This window comes from Escherichia sp. WS1451 (assembly GCF_046487365.1).
GTDB classification, from domain to species: domain Bacteria; phylum Pseudomonadota; class Gammaproteobacteria; order Enterobacterales; family Enterobacteriaceae; genus Escherichia; species Escherichia coli.
This window is the reverse complement of record NZ_JBJQJP010000010.1, coordinates 42,312-62,585: the sequence shown is the minus strand read 5'-3', so window position 1 is coordinate 62,585 and position 20,274 is coordinate 42,312. Positions and strand designations below refer to the sequence as shown.

Annotated in this window: 20 protein-coding genes; 7 read left to right on the top strand and 13 right to left on the bottom strand. The window is 52.2% G+C overall.

The features are described 5' to 3' along the window. Position 1: 1 nt before the first annotated feature. The 11 genes from mraY to ilvI all read right to left on the bottom strand — a co-directional run bounded on the left by mraY (position 2) and on the right by ilvI (position 11,456). Entirely contained in the window at positions 2 to 1,084 is a 1,083-nt protein-coding gene (mraY, locus tag ACJHX7_RS14205; RefSeq protein WP_000964122.1) for a phospho-N-acetylmuramoyl-pentapeptide-transferase, read from the bottom strand. Then, positions 1,078 to 2,436 (bottom strand): UDP-N-acetylmuramoyl-tripeptide--D-alanyl-D-alanine ligase, encoded by a 1,359-nt coding sequence (murF, locus tag ACJHX7_RS14200; protein WP_000626669.1) that lies wholly within the window; start codon positions 2,434 to 2,436, stop codon positions 1,078 to 1,080. Before murF ends, mraY begins: the two co-directional genes overlap by 7 nt. Beyond that, positions 2,433 to 3,920 carry a UDP-N-acetylmuramoyl-L-alanyl-D-glutamate--2,6-diaminopimelate ligase gene (gene murE / locus ACJHX7_RS14195; RefSeq protein ID WP_000785125.1) on the bottom strand — a complete coding sequence of 496 codons (1,488 nt, stop codon included), beginning with the start codon at positions 3,918 to 3,920 and terminating at the stop codon, positions 2,433 to 2,435. The genes murF and murE overlap by 4 nt, the downstream gene beginning before the upstream one ends. After that, the gene (gene ftsI / locus ACJHX7_RS14190) at positions 3,907 to 5,673 is read right to left on the bottom strand and encodes a peptidoglycan glycosyltransferase FtsI (protein WP_000642212.1); all 1,767 of its coding nucleotides are present in this window, start codon (positions 5,671 to 5,673) and stop codon (positions 3,907 to 3,909) included. Before ftsI ends, murE begins: the two co-directional genes overlap by 14 nt. A gap of 15 nt (positions 5,674 to 5,688) precedes the next feature. Beyond that, entirely contained in the window at positions 5,689 to 6,054 is a 366-nt protein-coding gene (gene ftsL, locus ACJHX7_RS14185) for a cell division protein FtsL (RefSeq protein WP_000625658.1), read from the bottom strand. Further along, the gene (gene rsmH, locus ACJHX7_RS14180) at positions 6,051 to 6,992 is read right to left on the bottom strand and encodes a 16S rRNA (cytosine(1402)-N(4))-methyltransferase RsmH (RefSeq protein ID WP_000970479.1); all 942 of its coding nucleotides are present in this window, start codon (positions 6,990 to 6,992) and stop codon (positions 6,051 to 6,053) included. The genes ftsL and rsmH overlap by 4 nt, the downstream gene beginning before the upstream one ends. A gap of 1 nt (position 6,993) precedes the next feature. Next, a complete protein-coding gene (gene mraZ / locus ACJHX7_RS14175; RefSeq protein ID WP_001295770.1) occupies positions 6,994 to 7,452 on the bottom strand; it encodes a division/cell wall cluster transcriptional repressor MraZ in 459 nt (152 codons plus the stop codon). A gap of 601 nt (positions 7,453 to 8,053) precedes the next feature. Further along, entirely contained in the window at positions 8,054 to 9,058 is a 1,005-nt protein-coding gene (cra, locus tag ACJHX7_RS14170; RefSeq protein ID WP_000762401.1) for a catabolite repressor/activator, read from the bottom strand. An 81-nt stretch (positions 9,059 to 9,139) separates the two neighbouring features. Continuing rightward, a complete protein-coding gene (locus tag ACJHX7_RS14165) occupies positions 9,140 to 9,226 on the bottom strand; it encodes a fruR/shl operon leader peptide (protein ID WP_001303787.1) in 87 nt (28 codons plus the stop codon). 11 nt (positions 9,227 to 9,237) lie between these two features. Then, a complete protein-coding gene (ilvN, locus tag ACJHX7_RS14160; protein ID WP_001252744.1) occupies positions 9,238 to 9,729 on the bottom strand; it encodes an acetolactate synthase small subunit in 492 nt (163 codons plus the stop codon). A 2-nt stretch (positions 9,730 to 9,731) separates the two neighbouring features. Continuing rightward, positions 9,732 to 11,456: an acetolactate synthase 3 large subunit gene (gene ilvI, locus ACJHX7_RS14155; protein WP_000425652.1), complete on the bottom strand. Its 1,725-nt coding sequence runs from the start codon at positions 11,454 to 11,456 to the stop codon at positions 9,732 to 9,734. Positions 11,457 to 11,574: 118 nt separating this feature from the next. Between ilvI and ACJHX7_RS14150 the strand changes: the two genes are divergently transcribed. Next, entirely contained in the window at positions 11,575 to 11,619 is a 45-nt protein-coding gene (locus ACJHX7_RS14150) for a protein YabR (RefSeq protein WP_120795371.1), read from the top strand. A 154-nt stretch (positions 11,620 to 11,773) separates the two neighbouring features. Here the strand turns inward: ACJHX7_RS14150 and leuO are convergent, their stop codons facing one another. Then, complete coding sequence (gene leuO, locus ACJHX7_RS14145; RefSeq protein WP_001361829.1) at positions 11,774 to 12,718, bottom strand: transcriptional regulator LeuO; 945 nt, start codon at positions 12,716 to 12,718, stop codon at positions 11,774 to 11,776. A gap of 658 nt (positions 12,719 to 13,376) precedes the next feature. Between leuO and leuL the strand changes: the two genes are divergently transcribed. The 5 genes from leuL (at position 13,377) to leuD (ending at position 18,237) form a co-directional block, all read left to right on the top strand. After that, a complete protein-coding gene (gene leuL, locus ACJHX7_RS14140; RefSeq protein WP_001300467.1) occupies positions 13,377 to 13,463 on the top strand; it encodes a leu operon leader peptide in 87 nt (28 codons plus the stop codon). 92 nt (positions 13,464 to 13,555) lie between these two features. Next, positions 13,556 to 15,127 carry a 2-isopropylmalate synthase gene (gene leuA, locus ACJHX7_RS14135; RefSeq protein ID WP_094030011.1) on the top strand — a complete coding sequence of 524 codons (1,572 nt, stop codon included), beginning with the start codon at positions 13,556 to 13,558 and terminating at the stop codon, positions 15,125 to 15,127. Continuing rightward, positions 15,127 to 16,218, top strand: coding sequence for a 3-isopropylmalate dehydrogenase (leuB, locus tag ACJHX7_RS14130; RefSeq protein ID WP_000042358.1), 1,092 nt, complete (start codon positions 15,127 to 15,129; stop codon positions 16,216 to 16,218). Before leuA ends, leuB begins: the two co-directional genes overlap by 1 nt. Positions 16,219 to 16,220: 2 nt before the next feature. After that, positions 16,221 to 17,621, top strand: a complete 1,401-nt coding sequence (leuC, locus tag ACJHX7_RS14125; RefSeq protein WP_001140652.1) for a 3-isopropylmalate dehydratase large subunit — start codon at positions 16,221 to 16,223, stop codon at positions 17,619 to 17,621. 10 nt (positions 17,622 to 17,631) lie between these two features. After that, on the top strand, positions 17,632 to 18,237 hold the full coding sequence (gene leuD, locus ACJHX7_RS14120; RefSeq protein WP_000818231.1) for a 3-isopropylmalate dehydratase small subunit: 606 nt from the start codon (positions 17,632 to 17,634) through the stop codon (positions 18,235 to 18,237). 107 nt (positions 18,238 to 18,344) lie between these two features. Here the strand turns inward: leuD and sgrT are convergent, their stop codons facing one another. Then, entirely contained in the window at positions 18,345 to 18,476 is a 132-nt protein-coding gene (sgrT, locus tag ACJHX7_RS14115; RefSeq protein ID WP_001248768.1) for a glucose uptake inhibitor SgrT, read from the bottom strand. Between the two features lie 88 nt (positions 18,477 to 18,564). Here sgrT and sgrR point away from each other — a divergent pair, with 88 nt between their 5' ends. Continuing rightward, positions 18,565 to 20,223, top strand: a complete 1,659-nt coding sequence (gene sgrR, locus ACJHX7_RS14110) for a DNA-binding transcriptional regulator SgrR (protein WP_094030012.1) — start codon at positions 18,565 to 18,567, stop codon at positions 20,221 to 20,223. The last annotated feature ends 51 nt before the right edge of the window (positions 20,224 to 20,274 follow it).

Here is a 20,274-nt window from a genome sequence, read left to right as displayed (position 1 = left end):
ATTAACGTACCTTCAGCGTTGCCAGACCAATCAGGACCAGCATCAGCGAAATAATCCAGAAACGCACAATGACGCGCGGTTCCGGCCAGCCTTTCAGTTCATAGTGGTGATGAATCGGTGCCATGCGGAAAATACGTTGTCCGCGCAGTTTAAAGGAGCCGACCTGCAGGATGACGGAAAGCGTTTCTACCACGAACACGCCCCCCATAATCACCAGCAGGAATTCCTGACGCAGCAGTACGGCGATAATACCTAACGCACCACCTAACGCCAGCGAACCGACATCGCCCATAAAGACCTGCGCCGGATAGGTGTTAAACCACAGGAAGCCCAGCCCTGCCCCGACTATCGCGGTACAGACAATGACCAGTTCCCCGGCGTGTCGTAGATACGGTATGTGTAAATAGCTGGCAAAGTTCATGTTGCCGGTCGCCCACGCCACCAGCGCAAAACCACCGGCGACAAATACGGTCGGCATAATTGCCAGACCGTCGAGACCATCAGTCAGGTTTACCGCGTTGCCAGTACCCACAATGACGAAGTAAGCCAGCAGAATGTAGAACAGCCCCAGTTGCGGCATCACATCTTTAAAGAACGGAACCACCAGCTGCGTTGCGGGCGTGTCTTTGCCGGCAAGGTACAGCGCGAAGGCAACACCCAGCGCAATGACCGACATCCAGAAATACTTCCAACGAGCGATCAACCCTTTGGTGTCTTTACGCACCACTTTGCGATAGTCATCAACAAAGCCAATGATGCCGTAACCTACCAGCACCACCAGTACGCACCAAACGTACGGATTGGATGGGTAAGCCCACAGCAGTACGGAGATCACAATCGCTGTCAGGATCATAATCCCGCCCATGGTCGGCGTACCGCGCTTGCTGAAGTGTGATTCAGGACCGTCGTTACGCACCACCTGACCAAAGGAAAGTTTTTGCAAATGAGCAATCATGCGCGGGCCCATCCACAATGAGATGAACAGCGCAGTCAGCAGGCTGACGATGGCGCGAAACGTCAGATAGGAAAAGACGTTAAAGCCGGAATAATATTTGACCAAATGTTCGGCCAGCCAAACTAACATGTCCCATTCTCCTGTAAAGCGCGTACTACCTCTTCCATGGCAGCACTACGTGAACCCTTAACTAAAATCGTAATTACCTGTTGCTCAGCAATCAGTGATTTAAGACGCGCGATAAGCGCAGTTTTATCGGAAAAATGTTCGCCAACGCCGCTAGCGGTGCTGATAGCATGGCTTTGTTTGCCCACGCTTAACACGCGGTCAATACCAGCTGCTTTTGCCGCTTCGCCCACCTGTATATGGCAGGCTTCGCTTTCAGCGCCCAGTTCCGCCATATCGCCCACCACCAGCACGCGGTAGCCCGGCATTTCAGCCAGTACCTGGACTGCTGCAGTCATTGAACCAACATTGGCGTTGTAGGAGTCGTCGAGCAGCAACTGGTTTTCCGCCAGTTGGATGGGGAACAGACGGCCTGGAACAGCTTTCAGATTTGCCAGCCCCGCTTTGATAGCATCAAGCGTCGCGCCCACGGACATGGAGAGCGCAGCGGCTGCCAGCGCATTCGCAATATTGTGACGCCCTGGAAGCGGCAGCAGAACATCCACGCTACCTGTTGGGGTTTGCAGGGTAAATTCCGTACCGTGCGAAGTCACATGGATGTTGGTGGCGGTGAAATCGCTGTTGGCGGCATTGGGTGAGAAACGCCACACTTTGCGTGAGCCAATTACGCTCTGCCAGTTCAGCCAGTCGTTGTTGTCGGCGTTCATGATGGCGATACCGTTTTCCGGCAGGCCGCTAAAGATTTCACCTTTCGCTTTCGCGACACCCGCAAGCGAGCCAAAACCTTCCAGATGTGCCGCTGCCAGGTTGTTGACCAGCGCCGCTTCCGGGCGAGTCAGACTCACAGTCCAGGCAATTTCACCCTGATGGTTCGCGCCAAGTTCAATAACTGCGTAATCGTATTCCGGCGTTAAGCGCAACAGCGTCATCGGTACACCGATGTCGTTATTGAGATTGCCTGCCGTATAAAGTGTGTTGCCGCACTGGTTTAAAATTGCCGCCGTCATCTCTTTAACGGATGTTTTGCCGGAGGAACCTGTCAGAGCAACCACGCGCGCCGGAACTTGCTGGCGAACCCATGCAGCCAGTTCACCAAACGCCAGACGCGTATCCTTGACGATTAACTGCGGCAGATCGATATCCAGCGGACGGCTAACCAGTAGTGCGCCTGCGCCGCCAGCTTTCGCCTGGTCGGCAAAATCATGAGCATCGAAACGTTCGCCTTTCAGGGCAACAAACAGGCAGCCCGGCGTCAGTTTTCGCGTGTCAGTGGTTACAGCATCAAGGGTAATATCTGCACCTTGCAGTTCACCGTTGAGAATATCGGTAAGTTGGCTAAGGGTTACGCTAATCATGCAATCACCCCCAGCAGACGCGCCACCGTGACGCGATCGGAGTAGTCCAGACGCTGATTGCCAACAATCTGGTAATCCTCATGACCTTTGCCCGCGACCAGTACCACATCATTCTCTTTAGCCTGCATAACAGCGCAAGTCACCGCTTCAGCACGGCCTTCCATCACTTTGGCATGTCCGGCATCTAACATTCCCGCCAGAATATCGTTGATGATGGCACGCGGTTCTTCGGTACGCGGGTTATCGTCCGTTACCACCGCCACGTCAGCGAACTCTTCAGCAATTGCGCCCATCAGTGGACGTTTGCCTTTATCACGATCGCCACCACAGCCAAAGACGCACCACAGCTTGCCCGCACAGTGCAGGCGCGCCGCCTGTAAGGCTTTTTCCAGTGCATCTGGCGTATGCGCGTAATCCACCACCACCGTCGGTTTGCCTGGTGCAGTGAACACTTCCATACGTCCGCAAACCGGTTGCAGACGCGCGGCGGTTTTCAGCAGCTCAGCCAGTGGATAGCCGAGTGCCAGCAGTGTCGCCAGCGCCAGCAGCAGGTTGCTGACGTTAAAAGCGCCCATCAGATGGCTTTCAATTTCCCCATCGCCCCAGCTTGAGCTAAAGCGAATAGTCGCACCGCTGTCGTGATAGTTCACTTCAGTCGCTTTCAACCAGCGTCCGTGACAGTTCGGATTGATATGATCTTCCATTGATACCGCAACCGCGTCCGGCAGTTTTGCCAGCCAGCGGCGGCCCACTTCATCGTCGGCGTTAATAATCGCCTGACCGCAATGATGCTCAGAATAAAGCAGCCATTTCGCGGCTTCGTAGTGTTCCATATCACCATGATAATCAAGGTGATCGCGGCTTAAGTTGGTAAAGACCGACGCCGCAAATTTCAATGCCGCCACACGGTGCTGTACCAGTCCGTGGGAGGAAACTTCCATTGCGCAAAAAGTCGCGCCCTGATCCACCAGCCCCGCCAGCTCATGCTGAACATCGACTGCCGAACCGGTGGTATTTTCTGTCGGGATCACTTTCCCCAGCAGGCCGTTACCAACGGTGCCCATTACCGCGCTGGTTTCGCCAAGCAGTTGGCTCCACTGTGCCAGCAGCTGGGTCGTCGTGGTTTTGCCGTTGGTGCCCGTTACGCCTACAAGACGTAAATTGTCAGAGGGTTCATGGTAAAAGCGGCCCGCCAGTGCAGATAAACGCTCGTTGAGCTGGCTGAGATAGATGACCGGTACGCCGTGCATTTCACGGATTTCACCGTCGGTCGCCTCATCTTTCGCCTCTGCAATAATGGCAGCCACACCTTGCGCTATCGCCTGCGGGATATATCGACGCCCGTCCGCCTGATGACCTACTACAGCTACAAAGAGATCGCCCGCCGCAGCCACACGGCTGTCGAGTGTCATCTCTCGCAGTGCTCGCGAAGGTGCGTCTGGCACCCACGGAGCAAGAAGGTCGCGCAAATTACGATCTGCCACCTGTCCCCTCGCCTTGATTAATCACAAATTCATTTTTATCGCCCGTTGTCAGCGCATCCGGCTCGATGTTCATGGTACGCAATACGCCGCCCATGATGGCACCAAAGACCGGCGCGGAAACGGCGCCGCCGTAGTATTTACCCGCCTGCGGATCGTTGATAACAACAACCAGCGCGAAGCGCGGCTGACTCGCAGGCGCAACGCCTGCGGTATAAGCAATATATTTATTGATGTAGCGACCGTCCGGCCCGACCTTTTTCGCGGTACCGGTTTTAATGGCGATACGATAGCCTTTAATCGCCGCCTTCACGCCGCCGCCGCCCGGTAGCGCCACGCTTTCCATCATATGCACCACGGTGCGAACAATGGATTCCGGGAAGACACGTTCACCGGGAACCGGGGGGTCAACTTTGGTAATCGACAGTGGGCGATAAATGCCGTAGCTGCCGATAGTTGCGTAGACTCGCGCTAACTGTAACGGTGTTACCATTAGCCCGTAGCCGAAAGAGAAGGTGGCCCTCTCTATGTCAGACCACCGTTGTTTTTGAGGATATAAGCCACTGCGTTCTCCGACCAACCCCAAATTGGTCGCTTTTCCCAGTCCAAAACGTGAGTAAGTATCTACTAACGCTGAGGACGGCATCGCTAACGCCAGCTTGGAAACACCGACGTTACTCGACTTCTGTAATACCCCGGTCAGGGTTAATTCGCTGTAGCGTGCCACGTCTTTGATTTCGTGGCCGTTAATTCGATAAGGAACGGTATTCAGTACCGAGTTTTCCCGCACTACGCCACGTTGCAACGCGGTCATCACCACCATCGGTTTAACCGTTGAACCCGGTTCAAACACGTCAGTGATGGTACGGTTACGCATCGCCTCTTTCGGCGTGCCACTCAGATTGTTTGGGTTGTATGACGGGCTGTTAGCCATCGCCAGCACTTCACCGGTGTTGACATCCACCAGCACGGCGCTACCAGATTCAGCTTTGTTAAAGGCCACCGCGTTGTTCAGTTCGCGATAAACCAGCGCCTGCAGGCGTTCATCAATACTCAGCGCCAGGTTGTGCGCCGCCTGACTGTCGGTGGAAGAGATATCTTCAATTACGCGACCATAGCGGTCTTTACGCACAATGCGCTCACCCGGCTGCCCGGTAAGCCATTTATCGAAACTCTTCTCGACGCCCTCAATCCCCTGACTATCGACGTTAGTAAAGCCGATGAGGTGAGCGGTCACTTCGCCGGATGGATAATAACGGCGAGATTCTTCACGCAGATGAATCCCCGGCAGTTTCAGTTTTTTGATGTACTCTGCCATGTCAGGGTTTACCTGACGCGCCAGATAAATAAAGCGCCCTTTCGGGTTGGCGTTAATGCGGGCTGAAAGCTGATCCAGCGGAATATTGAGTGCGTTAGCCAGCGCCTTCCAGCGATCACCGACGCTGATACCGCCAGCGTCATGCACTTCTTTCGGGTCAGCCCAAATCGCTTTTACCGGCACGCTCACCGCTAACGGGCGACCAGAACGGTCAGTAATCATGCCGCGGGAGGTGGAAACTTGCTGAACGCGAAGAGAACGCATGTCGCCCTCTTTTACCAGCATATCCGGGGAGATAACTTGTAACCACGCTACGCGTCCGAGCAGAAAAGCCAGCGCCAGGAGAATACAGCCGCATAACAACGCAAAACGCCAACTGATAAAGTTGGCATGTTCTTCCTGACGTTTTGGTTTCTGCGTTTTCGCCGCTGCTTTCATGCGTCGCGTTTATCCTTATTTTTGCACTACGATATTTTCTTGTGACGGATCAACATGCTGCATTTGCAGCTTTTCCGTGGCGATCCTTTCCACCCGGCTATGGTCGCCGAGCGCATTCTCTTCAAGGATCAGGTTGCGCCATTCAATGTCTAAAGCATCTCGCTCCAGCACCAGTTGTTCGCGCTGAGCGGTCAGTAAACGGGTATGGTGCGCCGTGGTTACCACGGTCACCGCCGTCAAAATAATGCAAATGAACAGGCAGAGTGGCAGCTTCCCAAATCGCAAAAGATCGTCACCGATAACACCAGGCAATGCATGGCGCTCGTGGCTTCCCATCGATCCTTTAACTTTGCTTAGAGCTTCTGTCACTCTGCTGATCATGCGTTCGTCCTCTCTGCAATACGCAGAACTGAACTACGGGCACGAGGGTTCTCAGCCACCTCTTCTTCGCCCGGCATTAACTTGCCTAGTGCTCGCAGCTGACGGCCACCCAGTTTTTTGAGCTGCTCTTCAGTCATCGGTAACCCTGCCGGAACTTGCGGACCGCGGCTGTTTTCACGCATAAAACGTTTCACAATACGGTCTTCCAGCGAGTGGAAGCTGATGATCGAAAGCCGCCCACCCGGGGCCAGCACGTTGAGCGAGCTTTTTAGCGCCTGCTCTATCTCCTCCAGTTCACTGTTTACCCAAATGCGCACCGCCTGGAAGGTCCGGGTCGCGGGATGTTTAAACTTATCTTTCACCGGCGTTGCAGCAGCCACGACTTCCGCCAGTTCTTTGGTGCGGGTCATCGGCTGTTCGCGGTTACGCTCGACAATGGCGCGGGCAATGCGTTTGGCAAAACGCTCTTCACCATAGGTTTTCAATACCCAGGCGATATCGGCTTCTTCTGCGGTTTGTAGCCATTCAGCGGCTGACTGCCCACGGGTTGGGTCCATACGCATGTCCAGCGGACCATCGCGCATAAAGGAAAAGCCGCGTTCAGCATCATCAAGTTGCGGTGAAGAGACGCCAAGATCGAGGAGAATGCCGTCGATCTTGCCGATAAGATCGCGCTCGGCAACATATTCGCCCAGCGCGGAGAAAGGTCCGTGGATGATGGAGAAGCGCGGATCATCAATAGTCTTCGCAACGGCGATAGCCTGCGGGTCGCGATCGATCGCCAACAAACGCCCCTCTTCGCCAAGCTGCGAGAGGATCAGACGTGAGTGACCACCGCGACCAAAAGTCCCATCAATGTAGATGCCATCAGGACGGATATTGAGGCCATTAACGGCTTCATCCAGCAGCACCGTAGTATGTTTATAGTTTTCCATCATTTTATAGAGACAAGTCCTGCAGTCGCTCCGATAAGTCTCCGGTAGCCAACTGCTCTGCGTCGATATCTTCCTTGACCTGTTGATGCCAGGTTGTTTCATCCCACAGCTCAAACTTGTTGAACTGTCCAACCAGCATCACTTCTTTTGTCAGCCCGGCATGTTGCCGCAGTACTGGCGCGATTAACAATCGACCTGCGCCATCCATCTGACATTCGCTGGCATGACCTAACAGTAGGCGCTGCACACGGCGCTCAACCGGGTTCATGCTCGACAGACGCGATAATTTTTGCTCGATAATTTCCCATTCAGGCAGGGGGTAAAGCAGCAGGCACGGGTGATGAATGTCAATGGTGCAAACCATTTGACCGGCAGCGTTCTCAAGCAGCTGTTCCCGATAACGGGTAGGCACTGATAAGCGCCCTTTGCTGTCGAGATTGACTAACGTTGCTCCCCGGAACATGCCAGCCTCACCCCTTATTCCCACTTTGCCCCACAATTTCCCACTGAAAGGAGTTTACGGAGCGGAGGAAAAGCTTGTCAAGCCAGTCACAAGGCATACCGAGGTAAAAAACCCGATGTTTACGGCTAATATCAGCGTTGTTTATTTTACGTCCAACGTGCGAAGCAAATTAACGTTATGAATAGCTGTAAGAAAAAATCCCTCATCGTCATCACCGTTTTAAAATGACTCACTATTTTCCACAGCAAATATAAAGTGTCAGTTTGCGACGCGAGCGGCATTTTAGGACATATCTTCCCCGGTTAACAGTCCCTGTTGCGTCTGTGTGGCGCTTGATGCCAGCGGGTTTGCGCAAAAGCAAAGAAAAGTGTTTGTTAAATCGGCAATTCATCTCTGCATGTAACAAAATAATGCAAAAACGCGCTATCGATATCACTTAATTATTGTGAATTTCAGCTGGTGAGGTAATTAACGGGCAGGTTTAAAAGCATTTATCAATAATAGCCAGGAATAGTCTTATTTACTTTAAGGATATTGATGTCCATTCCCGTACTCAACGCGCCAGAGAGAAATTCACCTGGCGCGTATTTTTGTTCGCGGCTTAGCTACGGCTGAGCACGCCGCGGCGATAGAGATTACGTTTAATGCGCGTTAAACCAGGTTTTGGCTTACGCGGTTCGTCCAGGCTTGCCAGGACAATCTCCAGCACACGCTCTGCGACATCGCGGTGACGTTGAGCCACTGCCAGCACCGGGCACTGTAAGAAGTCGAGCAGTTCGTTATCGCCAAAGGTGGCAATTGCCAGGTCAGAAGGCAGTTTGCCGTCGCGACGTAGCGTGACATCCATCACCCCTTGCAACAGCGCAAATGACGTTGTGAACAGCGCCTGCGGCATCGGATGCGTTTCCAGCCATTTTTCGAATAACTGGGCAGCTGCCTCCCGCTCATAGCTGTTGGCATAAAGGAAATGCACTTCGCGCGGATCATCTTTCCAGGCAGTACGGAAGCCTTGTTCACGCAGGAAGCTGACAGAAAGCTCCGGCAGCGCGCCAAGATAAAGCACCGTCTCGGCGGGAAACTTACGTAACTCTTCCGCCAGCATTTCGGCATCATCCTGATCGGCACCAACCACGCTGGTGAAGTGTTCACGATCGAGGGCGCGGTCCAGCGCGACAATCGGGAACGGGTCGTTAGCCCAGCGTTGATAAAAAGGATGCTCAGGTGGCAACGACGTCGAAACAATAATGGCATCAACCTGACGCTGTAAAAGGTGCTCAATGCAGCGCATTTCGTTATCGGGCTGATCTTCCGAGCAGGCAATCAGCAGTTGATAACCCCTTTGCCGCGCCTGGCGTTCAAGATAGTTAGCGATGCGGGTATAGCTGGTGTTCTCCAGATCGGGGATCACAAGACCAATAGAACGTGTGCGTCCAGCACGAAGCCCAGCTGCCACGGCGTTCGGGTGGTAATTGTGCTCACGCACCACAGCCATGACTTTTTCAACGGTTTTGTCGCTCACACGGTATTGCTTCGCTTTGCCGTTAATAACATAGCTTGCAGTGGTCCGCGACACTCCCGCCAGCCGAGCGATTTCATCCAGTTTCACAATTGCCCCTTGCGTAAAATGTAAAAACCATAGCCATTGTACTGGTATGGGTTAAATTCATTAACATCTAAGCGCAGAAAATTAACTGCGGCAACTGCTTTTATTCCAGGTTCCCACTGATTTCGCAAAAAAAGCCCAACGTGACATGTTGGGCTGCAAATTGCGCATTGAGATCATTCTCAACGCATTATTTTATCGCCGCGCGAAAGTCCGACCACACCAGAGCGAGCAACTTCCACAATTTTCGCCACATCGCGAATCGATGCTAAAAATGCATCAAGCTTATCGCTGGTACCTGCTAATTGAACGGTATAAAGCGAGGGTGTGACATCGATAATTTGCCCACGGAATATTTCCGTATTACGTTTCACTTCGTCACGCCCGTAGCCGCTGGCCTGAATTTTCACCAGCATGATTTCCCGCTCAACATGCGCACCCTGTCCAAGCTCGCTCACGCGCAATACATCGACCAGCTTGTGTAATTGCTTTTCGATCTGCTCAAGCACTTTTTCATCGCCCACGGTCTGGATGGTCATACGCGATAATGTCGGATCGTCGGTTGGCGCAACGGTCAGGCTTTCAATGTTGTAGCCACGCTGGGAAAAAAGGCCAATCACGCGGGATAACGCGCCTGATTCATTTTCGAGTAAGACTGATAATATCCGGCGCATAATCAGGTTCTCTCCGTTTTGCTTAACCACATTTCATCCATTCCGCCCCCGCGAATCTGCATCGGGTAGACGTGCTCACTGCCATCGACGGTGACATCAACAAACACCAGGCGATTATTGCGCACCTGTTCCAGCGCCTCGCTAAGTTTGCTTTCCAGTTCTTGCGGATGAGAAATCTGGATCCCGACGTGACCATAGGCTTCCGCCAGACGAACGAAATCGGGTAGCGATTGCATATAAGATTGTGAATGACGGCCGGAATAGATCATGTCCTGCCACTGTTTCACCATCCCCAGATAGCGGTTATTGAGATTCACCACCAGTACCGGCAACTCGTATTGCAAGGCGGTAGACAGTTCCTGGATGTTCATCTGAATACTGCCGTCGCCAGTGACGCAAACCACGGTTTCTTCTGGCAACGCCATTTTGACGCCCAGTGCCGCAGGTAAACCAAAACCCATCGTGCCGAGGCCGCCAGAGTTGATCCAGCGACGCGGTTTGTCGAATGGATAATAAAGCGCAGCAAACATCTGGTGCTGCCCGACATCGGACGTCACGTAAGCGTCTCCCTTCGTCAACCGCCAAAGAGTCTCGATCACCGCCTGCGGTTTAATCTTTTCACTGTAAGAGTCATATTTCAGACACTGACGAGCGCGCCACTGTTCAATCTGTTGCCACCAGTCGCGGATCTCATCCAGCGGTTGATGGACGGATTCTTGCGACAGGAGTTCAAGCATTTGTTCAAGGACCTGGCGAGCATCCCCCACAATCGGGATATCAGCAGTCACGGTTTTAGAAATGGAAGTAGGATCAATGTCGATATGCAGAACCGTGGCATTTGGGCAGTACTTCGCCAGATTGTTCGTCGTTCGGTCATCAAAACGCACCCCGACGGCAAAAATCACATCCGCGTTATGCATCGTCATATTGGCTTCGTAGGTGCCGTGCATTCCCAGCATGCCCAGTGCCTGACGATGCGTTGCCGGAAACGCCCCCAGCCCCATTAATGAGGAAACAACGGGCAGATTCAACGCCTCCACCGTTTCTTTTAGCTGCTGATGACAGCCCGCCGTGATTGCCCCACCGCCTACATAGACAACCGGTTTTTTTGCCGCCACCAGCGTTTGCAGAGCGCGCTTAATTTGCCCTTTATGCCCGGAGGTCGTGGGATTGTAAGATCGCATACTGACCGACTCCGGCCAGACGTAGGGTAATTTGTTCGCCGGATTAAGAATATCTTTGGGTAAATCAACGACCACGGGCCCAGGGCGACCACTTGCCGCCAGCCAGAAAGCCTTTTTCAGCACCTGCGGAATGTCTTCCGTTTGCTTAACCAGAAAACTGTGTTTAACCACCGGGCGAGAAATCCCCACCATGTCGCACTCCTGAAAGGCATCGTAGCCTATCAACGAGGTCGCTACCTGCCCGGAAAGGACAACTAAGGGAATGGAATCCATATAAGCGGTGGCAATGCCAGTAATCGCATTGGTCGCCCCTGGACCCGACGTTACCAGCACGACGCCGACTTCCCCGGTCGCGCGCGCCAGACCATCGGCCATATGCACCGCCGCCTGCTCATGACGAACTAAAACATGATCGATACCACCCACGGTATGCAATGCATCGTAAATATCAAGGACCGCGCCTCCGGGATAACCGAATACTTGTTTAACGCCCTGATCGATAAGCGATCGGACGACCATCTCGGCTCCAGACAACATCTCCATGGCCTGCCTCACTGTTTGACGGAAAAAATGTGTAAAACACATTAACCGTCCGATCTTGCTTAAGCAATTAGCAGACAGAGACATAAACACGGTGTAATAAGAATAAACAGGAGGAAAGGTGAAAAGAAACGATAAAATCCTCCATTACAGAGGATTAAATTGATAATAAATCGGCTGAATCCTACAACTTACAGCAATTTCTCTATTTTTTTAATTAATCCTAAAATAGAGAGAACACACATTCAGAATAAAATTCTACATTCAATAAAAAATGCAGAATAAACCAGACATTGATGTCTGACCTATTCTGCATTCAGTTAGCGTTTGCAAATTGAGACTAATTGCTCTTCCATCCACTGATGGCCTTTATCGCGCCCGGCAGCTTCATGCCAGGAGAGATAACAGGTTCTGCTGTTTTGTTTTAACGGCAGCGGTAATACCTGTAACTCTAAGGATTCAGCGAACTCTTCAGCCAACCAACGCGGCGCAATAGCGACCAGATGCGTTTGCGACACCACGCTCAGTACACTCATCATTGCCATGCCCTGATACGCGATACTGGCTTGTTTATCTACCGTGTCATACCACGGTTGACTAAATGACGCGAAACGATCGAGCGAAACTGCCGCATGTTGTTCGTTATAAACATCATGTTTCAGTAACGGGCCTTTAATTGTTGGATGATTTTTGCTGGCTACCAGCACCATTTCATCTTTAAATAATGGCACACTGGTAAATTCAGGACGATGGAAGTCTTCATAACTAATCACAAACTCCGTTTCCTGATAACGCAGTTGATGTTCAGTGTTCTGATTTAATGAAGACTTGAACATAACATGTATATTTGGCGCAGTTTGCTCAATGTGATTATAAATCTGCGAGGTCAGAATGCTGTCTAACGGACTGCAAACACAAAGATGAAATACACGTTCACTGCTCGCGGGTTCAAAACCTGAACCTGGCAATTCATTTTGTACTAATTGCAATGCCTGACGAACTGAACCAAAAAGTTGAAATGCGCGAGCAGTCGGTTGAATGCCACGGCCATAACGAACAAAAAGCTCGTCATTAAACATCACCTTCAGGCGTGCAACCGCGTTACTGACCGCAGGTTGCGACATCCCCAGAACATGAGCGGCACGGGTGATGTTTTGCTCCTGCATCACGGCATCGAAAACGGTTAATAAGTTGAGATCGACCATGCGTAGTTGTGGCTTGCTTAACTCCGCCGTCTCTGGTTGATCTGTTTGTACCTCTGGCATACTTAACTCCACTGTCACACTTAACTCCCTTTCCCTTATTGGAATGCAGAGAAATAATCCTCGAGAATATGATTTATCATGCATATAAAATAAGAAAAAGGAAAATGAGAAAAATTAGGAAAACATAAAGATACGGGTTCTTATAAAAACAGAACCCATTGCCGAGTAAAGCGTCATTTACCGCAGCATAATAATCCATAATGTTTTTGTTGCGAAAACAATCTAATCATAACTACCGCGAATACTCAATCATCCACAAAATGGATTAAATGTGCTTTTTTAATAATTAATTTATATGTTTAATGCATTAATTCTTAACATTAATCGAACAATAATATTCACCAAATGAATATCAAAAAATTAGCAAAGCATATAATTCAATACAAATCATCAAGATAGGTTTTGTAACGCGTGCATTTTATCCCCCTTTTCCTCGTTGATTAGATGCAAAAATTTATTCTGAAATATGTCAACCGATGAAAAGCGTCGGTGGTTAAGCAGAAATTAATATCGCTTGTTTTAACCACCGCAGCACAATTAGCTAATTTGACGAATGCAGAACTCACTCTGGCGGAACGTTTTTGTTGCGTCAGGGTTGACATCCGTTTTTGTATCCAGTAACTCTAAAAGCATATCGTATTCATCTGGAGCTGATTTAATGACTCACATCGTTCGCTTTATCGGTCTACTACTACTAAACGCATCTTCTTTGCGCGGTAGACGAGTGAGCGGCATTCAGCATTAAGCCAGCACGCAGTCAAACAAAAAACCCGCGCCATTGCGCGGGTTTTTTTATGCCCGAAGCGAGGCGCTCAAAAAGAGACAAGGACCCAAACCATGAGCCAGCAAGTTATTATTTTCGATACCACATTGCGCGACGGTGAACAGGCGTTACAGGCAAGCCTGAGTGCGAAAGAAAAACTGCAAATTGCGCTGGCCCTTGAGCGTATGGGTGTTGACGTGATGGAAGTCGGTTTCCCCGTCTCTTCGCCGGGCGATTTCGAATCGGTGCAGACCATCGCCCGCCAGGTCAAAAACAGCCGCGTATGTGCGTTAGCTCGCTGCGTGGAAAAGGATATCGACGTGGCAGCTGAATCTCTGAAAGTTGCCGAAGCCTTCCGTATCCATACCTTTATTGCCACTTCACCAATGCACATTGCCACCAAGCTGCGTAGCACGCTGGACGAAGTAATCGAACGCGCTATCTATATGGTGAAACGCGCCCGTAATTACACCGATGATGTTGAATTTTCTTGCGAAGATGCCGGACGCACACCCATTGCCGATCTGGCGCGCGTGGTTGAAGCGGCGATTAACGCCGGTGCCACCACTATCAACATTCCGGACACCGTGGGCTACACCATGCCGTTTGAGTTCGCTGGAATCATCAGCGGCCTGTATGAACGCGTGCCTAACATCGACAAAGCCATTATCTCCGTACATACCCACGACGATTTAGGCCTGGCAGTTGGCAACTCACTGGCGGCGGTACATGCCGGAGCGCGCCAGGTGGAAGGTGCAATGAATGGGATCGGCGAGCGAGCCGGTAACTGTTCGCTGGAAGAAGTGATCATGGCGATCAAAGTTCGTAAGGATATTCTCAACGTTCATACCGCCATTAATCACCAGGAGATATGGCGCACCAGCCAGTTAGTTAGCCAGATTTGTAATATGCCGATCCCGGCAAACAAAGCCATTGTTGGCAGCGGCGCATTCGCACACTCCTCCGGTATCCACCAGGATGGTGTACTGAAAAACCGTGAAAACTACGAAATCATGACACCAGAATCTATTGGTCTGAACCAAATCCAGCTGAATCTGACCTCTCGTTCGGGGCGTGCGGCGGTGAAACATCGCATGGATGAGATGGGATATAAAGAAAGTGAATATAATTTAGACAACCTGTACGACGCTTTCCTGAAGCTGGCGGACAAAAAAGGCCAGGTGTTTGATTACGATCTGGAGGCGCTGGCCTTCATCGGTAAGCAGCAAGAAGAGCCGGAGCATTTCCGTCTGGATTACTTCAGCGTGCAGTCAGGTTCTAACGATATTGCCACTGCCGCCGTCAAACTGGCCTGTGGCGAAGATGTCAAAGCAGAAGCCGCCAACGGTAACGGTCCGGTCGATGCCGTCTATCAGGCGATTAACCGCATCACTGACTATAACGTCGAACTGGTGAAATACAGCCTGACCGCCAAAGGTCACGGTAAAGATGCGCTGGGTCAGGTGGATATTGTCGCCAACTACAATGGTCGCCGCTTCCACGGCGTCGGCCTGGCCACCGATATTGTCGAGTCCTCCGCCAAAGCCATGGTGCACGTACTGAACAATATCTGGCGTGCCGCAGAAGTCGAAAAAGAGTTGCAACGCAAAGCTCAACACAACGAAAACAACAAGGAAACCGTGTGATGTCGAAGAATTACCATATTGCCGTATTGCCGGGGGACGGTATTGGTCCGGAAGTGATGACCCAGGCGCTGAAAGTGCTGGATGCCGTGCGCAACCGCTTTGCGATGCGTATCACCACCAGCCATTACGATGTAGGCGGCGCAGCCATTGATAACCACGGGCAGCCGCTGCCGCCTGCGACGGTTGAAGGTTGTGAGCAAGCCGATGCCGTGCTGTTTGGCTCGGTAGGTGGTCCGAAGTGGGAACATTTGCCGCCAGACCAGCAACCAGAACGCGGCGCACTGCTACCTTTGCGTAAGCACTTCAAATTATTCAGCAATCTGCGTCCGGCAAAACTGTATCAGGGGCTGGAAGCATTCTGTCCGCTGCGTGCTGACATTGCCGCAAACGGCTTTGACATCCTGTGTGTGCGCGAACTGACCGGCGGTATCTATTTCGGTCAGCCAAAAGGCCGCGAAGGTAGCGGACAATATGAAAAAGCGTTTGATACCGAGGTGTATCACCGTTTTGAGATTGAACGTATCGCCCGCATCGCGTTTGAATCTGCTCGTAAACGTCGCCATAAAGTGACGTCTATCGACAAAGCCAACGTGCTGCAATCCTCTATTTTATGGCGGGAGATCGTTAACGAGATCGCCACGGAATACCCGGATGTCGAACTGGCGCATATGTACATCGACAACGCCACCATGCAGCTGATTAAAGATCCATCACAGTTTGACGTCTTGCTGTGCTCCAACCTGTTTGGCGACATTCTGTCTGACGAGTGCGCAATGATCACTGGCTCAATGGGGATGTTGCCTTCCGCCAGCCTGAACGAACAAGGTTTTGGTCTGTATGAACCGGCAGGCGGCTCCGCACCAGATATCGCAGGCAAAAACATCGCCAACCCGATTGCACAAATCCTGTCGCTGGCACTGCTGCTGCGTTACAGCCTGGATGCCGATGATGCGGCTTCCGCCATTGAACGCGCCATTAACCGCGCATTAGAAGAAGGCATTCGCACCGGGGATTTAGCCCGTGGCGCTGCCGCCGTTAGTACCAATGAAATGGGCGATATCATTGCCCGCTATGTGGTAGAAGGGGTGTAATCATGGCTAAAACGTTATACGAAAAATTGTTCGACGCTCACGTAGTGTACGAAGCCGAAAACGAAACCCCGCTGTTATATATCGACCGCCACCTGGTGCATGAAGTGACCTCACCGCAGGCGTTCGATGGTCTGCGCGCCCACGGTCGCCCGGTACGTCAGCCGGGCAAAACCTTCGCCACCATGGATCACAACGTCTCTACTCAGACCAAAGACATTAATGCCTGCGGTGAAATGGCGCGCATCCAGATGCAGGAGCTGATCAAAAACTGCAAAGAATTTGGCGTCGAGCTGTATGACCTGAATCACCCGTATCAGGGGATCGTCCACGTAATGGGGCCGGAACAGGGCGTCACATTGCCGGGGATGACCATTGTCTGCGGCGACTCACATACCGCCACCCACGGCGCGTTTGGCGCACTGGCCTTTGGTATCGGCACTTCCGAAGTTGAACACGTACTGGCAACGCAAACCCTGAAACAGGGCCGGGCGAAGACCATGAAAATTGAAGTCCAGGGCAAAGCCGCGCCGGGCATTACCGCGAAAGATATCGTGCTGGCAATTATTGGTAAAACCGGCAGCGCAGGCGGTACCGGGCATGTGGTGGAATTTTGCGGCGAAGCAATCCGTGATTTAAGCATGGAAGGTCGTATGACCCTGTGCAATATGGCAATCGAAATGGGCGCAAAAGCCGGTCTGGTTGCACCGGACGAAACCACCTTTAACTATGTTAAAGGCCGTCTGCATGCGCCGAAAGGCAAAGATTTCGACGACGCCGTCGCCTACTGGAAAACCCTGCAAACCGACGAAGGCGCAACTTTCGATACCGTTGTCACTCTGCAAGCAGAAGAGATTTCGCCGCAGGTCACCTGGGGCACCAATCCAGGCCAGGTGATTTCCGTGAACGACAATATTCCCGATCCAGCTTCGTTTGCCGATCCGGTTGAACGCGCGTCGGCAGAAAAAGCGCTGGCCTATATGGGGCTGAAACCGGGTATTCCGCTGACCGAAGTGGCTATCGATAAAGTGTTTATCGGTTCCTGTACCAACTCGCGCATTGAAGATTTACGCGCGGCAGCGGAAATCGCCAAAGGGCGAAAAGTCGCGCCAGGCGTGCAGGCACTGGTGGTTCCCGGCTCTGGCCCGGTAAAAGCCCAGGCGGAAGCGGAAGGTCTGGATAAAATCTTTATTGAAGCCGGTTTTGAATGGCGCTTGCCTGGCTGCTCAATGTGTCTGGCGATGAATAACGACCGTCTGAATCCGGGCGAACGTTGTGCCTCCACCAGTAACCGTAACTTTGAAGGCCGCCAGGGGCGCGGCGGGCGCACGCATCTGGTCAGCCCGGCTATGGCTGCCGCCGCTGCGGTGACCGGACATTTTGCCGACATTCGCAACATTAAATAAGGAGCACACCATGGCAGAGAAATTTATCAAACATACAGGCCTGGTGGTTCCACTGGATGCCGCCAATGTCGATACCGATGCAATCATCCCGAAACAGTTTTTGCAGAAAGTGACCCGTACGGGTTTTGGCGCGCATCTGTTTAACGACTGGCGTTTTCTGGATGAAAAAGGCCAACAGCCAAACCCGGACTTCGTGCTGAACTTCCCGCAGTATCAGGGCGCTTCCATTTTGCTGGCACGAGAAAACTTCGGCTGCGGTTCCTCGCGTGAGCACGCGCCGTGGGCATTGACCGATTACGGTTTTAAAGTGGTGATTGCACCGAGTTTTGCTGACATCTTCTACGGCAACAGCTTTAACAACCAGCTGCTGCCGGTGAAATTAAGCGATGCAGAAGTGGATGAGCTGTTTGCGCTAGTGAAAGCCAATCCGGGGATCCATTTCGACGTGGACCTGGAAGCGCAAGAGGTGAAGGCAGGTGAGAAAACCTATCGTTTTACCATCGATGCATTCCGCCGCCACTGCATGATGAACGGTCTGGACAGCATCGGCCTGACTCTGCAGCACGACGACGCCATTGCGTCTTATGAAGAGAAGCAACCGGCGTTTATGCGTTAGTTTGTACACCGTCCGGCACTCAATCGCCAAAAAGAAAAAAGCCAGCAGATAATCACTGCTGGCGTGGCGATTAGCACCAATACTCAGTCACACATGATGTCCGCAAATCAGTAGTCAGAATGACTCCCCTCCCACTGCATCAGTTCTTCAAGCATAGTTAATCGTTGTGGGACGCTTAACCAACGCAACCAGCACAACTTCGCTGTCGCGGTAAAATAGTGCTGATAAAACTGACGCATGGGGCACCTCCTTGCTTCATCGTTAGGAATTATTGACTTAATATAGGGAAAATAAAATTGCTGACTTTTGCGCAGGAGTTCCCCTTTTATGCCATCTGCTCGTCTGCAACAACAGTTCATCCGCCTGTGGCAATGCTGCGAGGGTAAATCGCAGGACACAACGCTCAACGAACTGGCAGCGTTATTGAGCTGCTCGCGTCGTCATATGCGCACCCTGCTCAACACCATGCAGGATCGCGGCTGGCTGACGTGGGAAGCGGAAGTCGGGCGCGGTAAACGCTCGCGTCTGACATTCCTCTATACCGGGCTGGCGCTTCAGCAACAGCGGGCGGAAGACCTGCTGGAGCAGGATCGTATCGATCAACTGGTGCAACTGGTTGGCGACAAAGCGGCTGTGCGGCAAATGTTGGTTTCTCATCTGGGACGCAGCTTCCGCCAGGGGCGGCACATCCTGCGCGTTCTCTACTATCGTCCGTTGCGTAATCTGCTGCCCGGCAGTGCATTGCGTCGTTCCGAAACCCATATCGCCCGGCAAATCTTCAGTTCGCTAACGCGCATAAATGAGGAAAATGGGGAACTGGAAGCAGACATCGCCCACCACTGGCAGCAAATATCACCGCTTCACTGGCGTTTCTTTTTGCGTCCAGGAGTCCATTTTCATCATGGTCGTGAACTGGAAATGGACGATGTGATCGCCTCTTTAAAACGGATCAATACGCTGCCGCTCTATTCGCATATTGCTGAAATTGTATCGCCGACGCCCTGGACGCTGGATATCCACCTCACGCAGCCGGATCGCTGGTTGCCGTTACTGCTGGGGCAAGTTCCGGCGATGATCCTGCCGCGCGAATGGGAAACCCTCAGTAACTTTGCCAGCCATCCCATCGGCACCGGTCCGTATGCGGTGATCCGCAACAGCACCAATCAACTGAAAATTCAGGCATTCGATGACTTCTTCGGTTACCGGGCATTAATCGACGAAGTTAACGTCTGGGTTCTGCCGGAAATTGCCGACGAGCCAGCCGGAGGGCTGATGCTAAAAGGTCCACAGGGCGAGGAAAAAGAGATTGAAAGTCGGCTGGAAGAAGGTTGCTACTATTTACTGTTCGACAGCCGCACCCATCGCGGGGCGAACCAGGCGGTAAGAGACTGGGTAAGCTATGTTCTCTCCCCCACCAACCTGGTCTATTTTGCCGAAGAACAGTACCAGCAACTCTGGTTTCCAGCCTACGGGCTATTGCCGCGCTGGCATCATGCCCACCCGGCGCAGTGCGAAAAACCCGCCGGGCTGGAAAGCCTCACCCTGACCTTTTATCAGGATCATATTGAGCATCGAGTGATTGCCGGGATCATGCAGCAGATTCTGGCAAGTCACCAGGTCACGCTGGAAATCAAAGAGATCAGCTACGATCAGTGGCATGAAGGAGAGATCGAGAGCGATATCTGGCTTAACAGCGCCAACTTTACGCTGCCGCTGGATTTTTCGCTGTTCGCGCACTTGTGCGAGGTGCCGCTGCTCCAACACTGTCTTCCGATCGACTGGCAAGCCGACGCCGCCCGCTGGCGCAATGGCGAAATGAACCTGGCGAACTGGTGCCAGCAACTGGTCGCCAGCAAAGCAATGGTGCCGCTTATCCACCACTGGCTGATCATTCAGGGGCAACGCAGTATGCGCGGTCTACGTATGAACACCCTCGGCTGGTTCGATTTTAAATCAGCGTGGTTTGCGCCGCCGGATCCAGAGTAGCTCGCGCCTTTTGGCGGTGATGAGCGCGTTTTTTATATTCAGACGGAATGA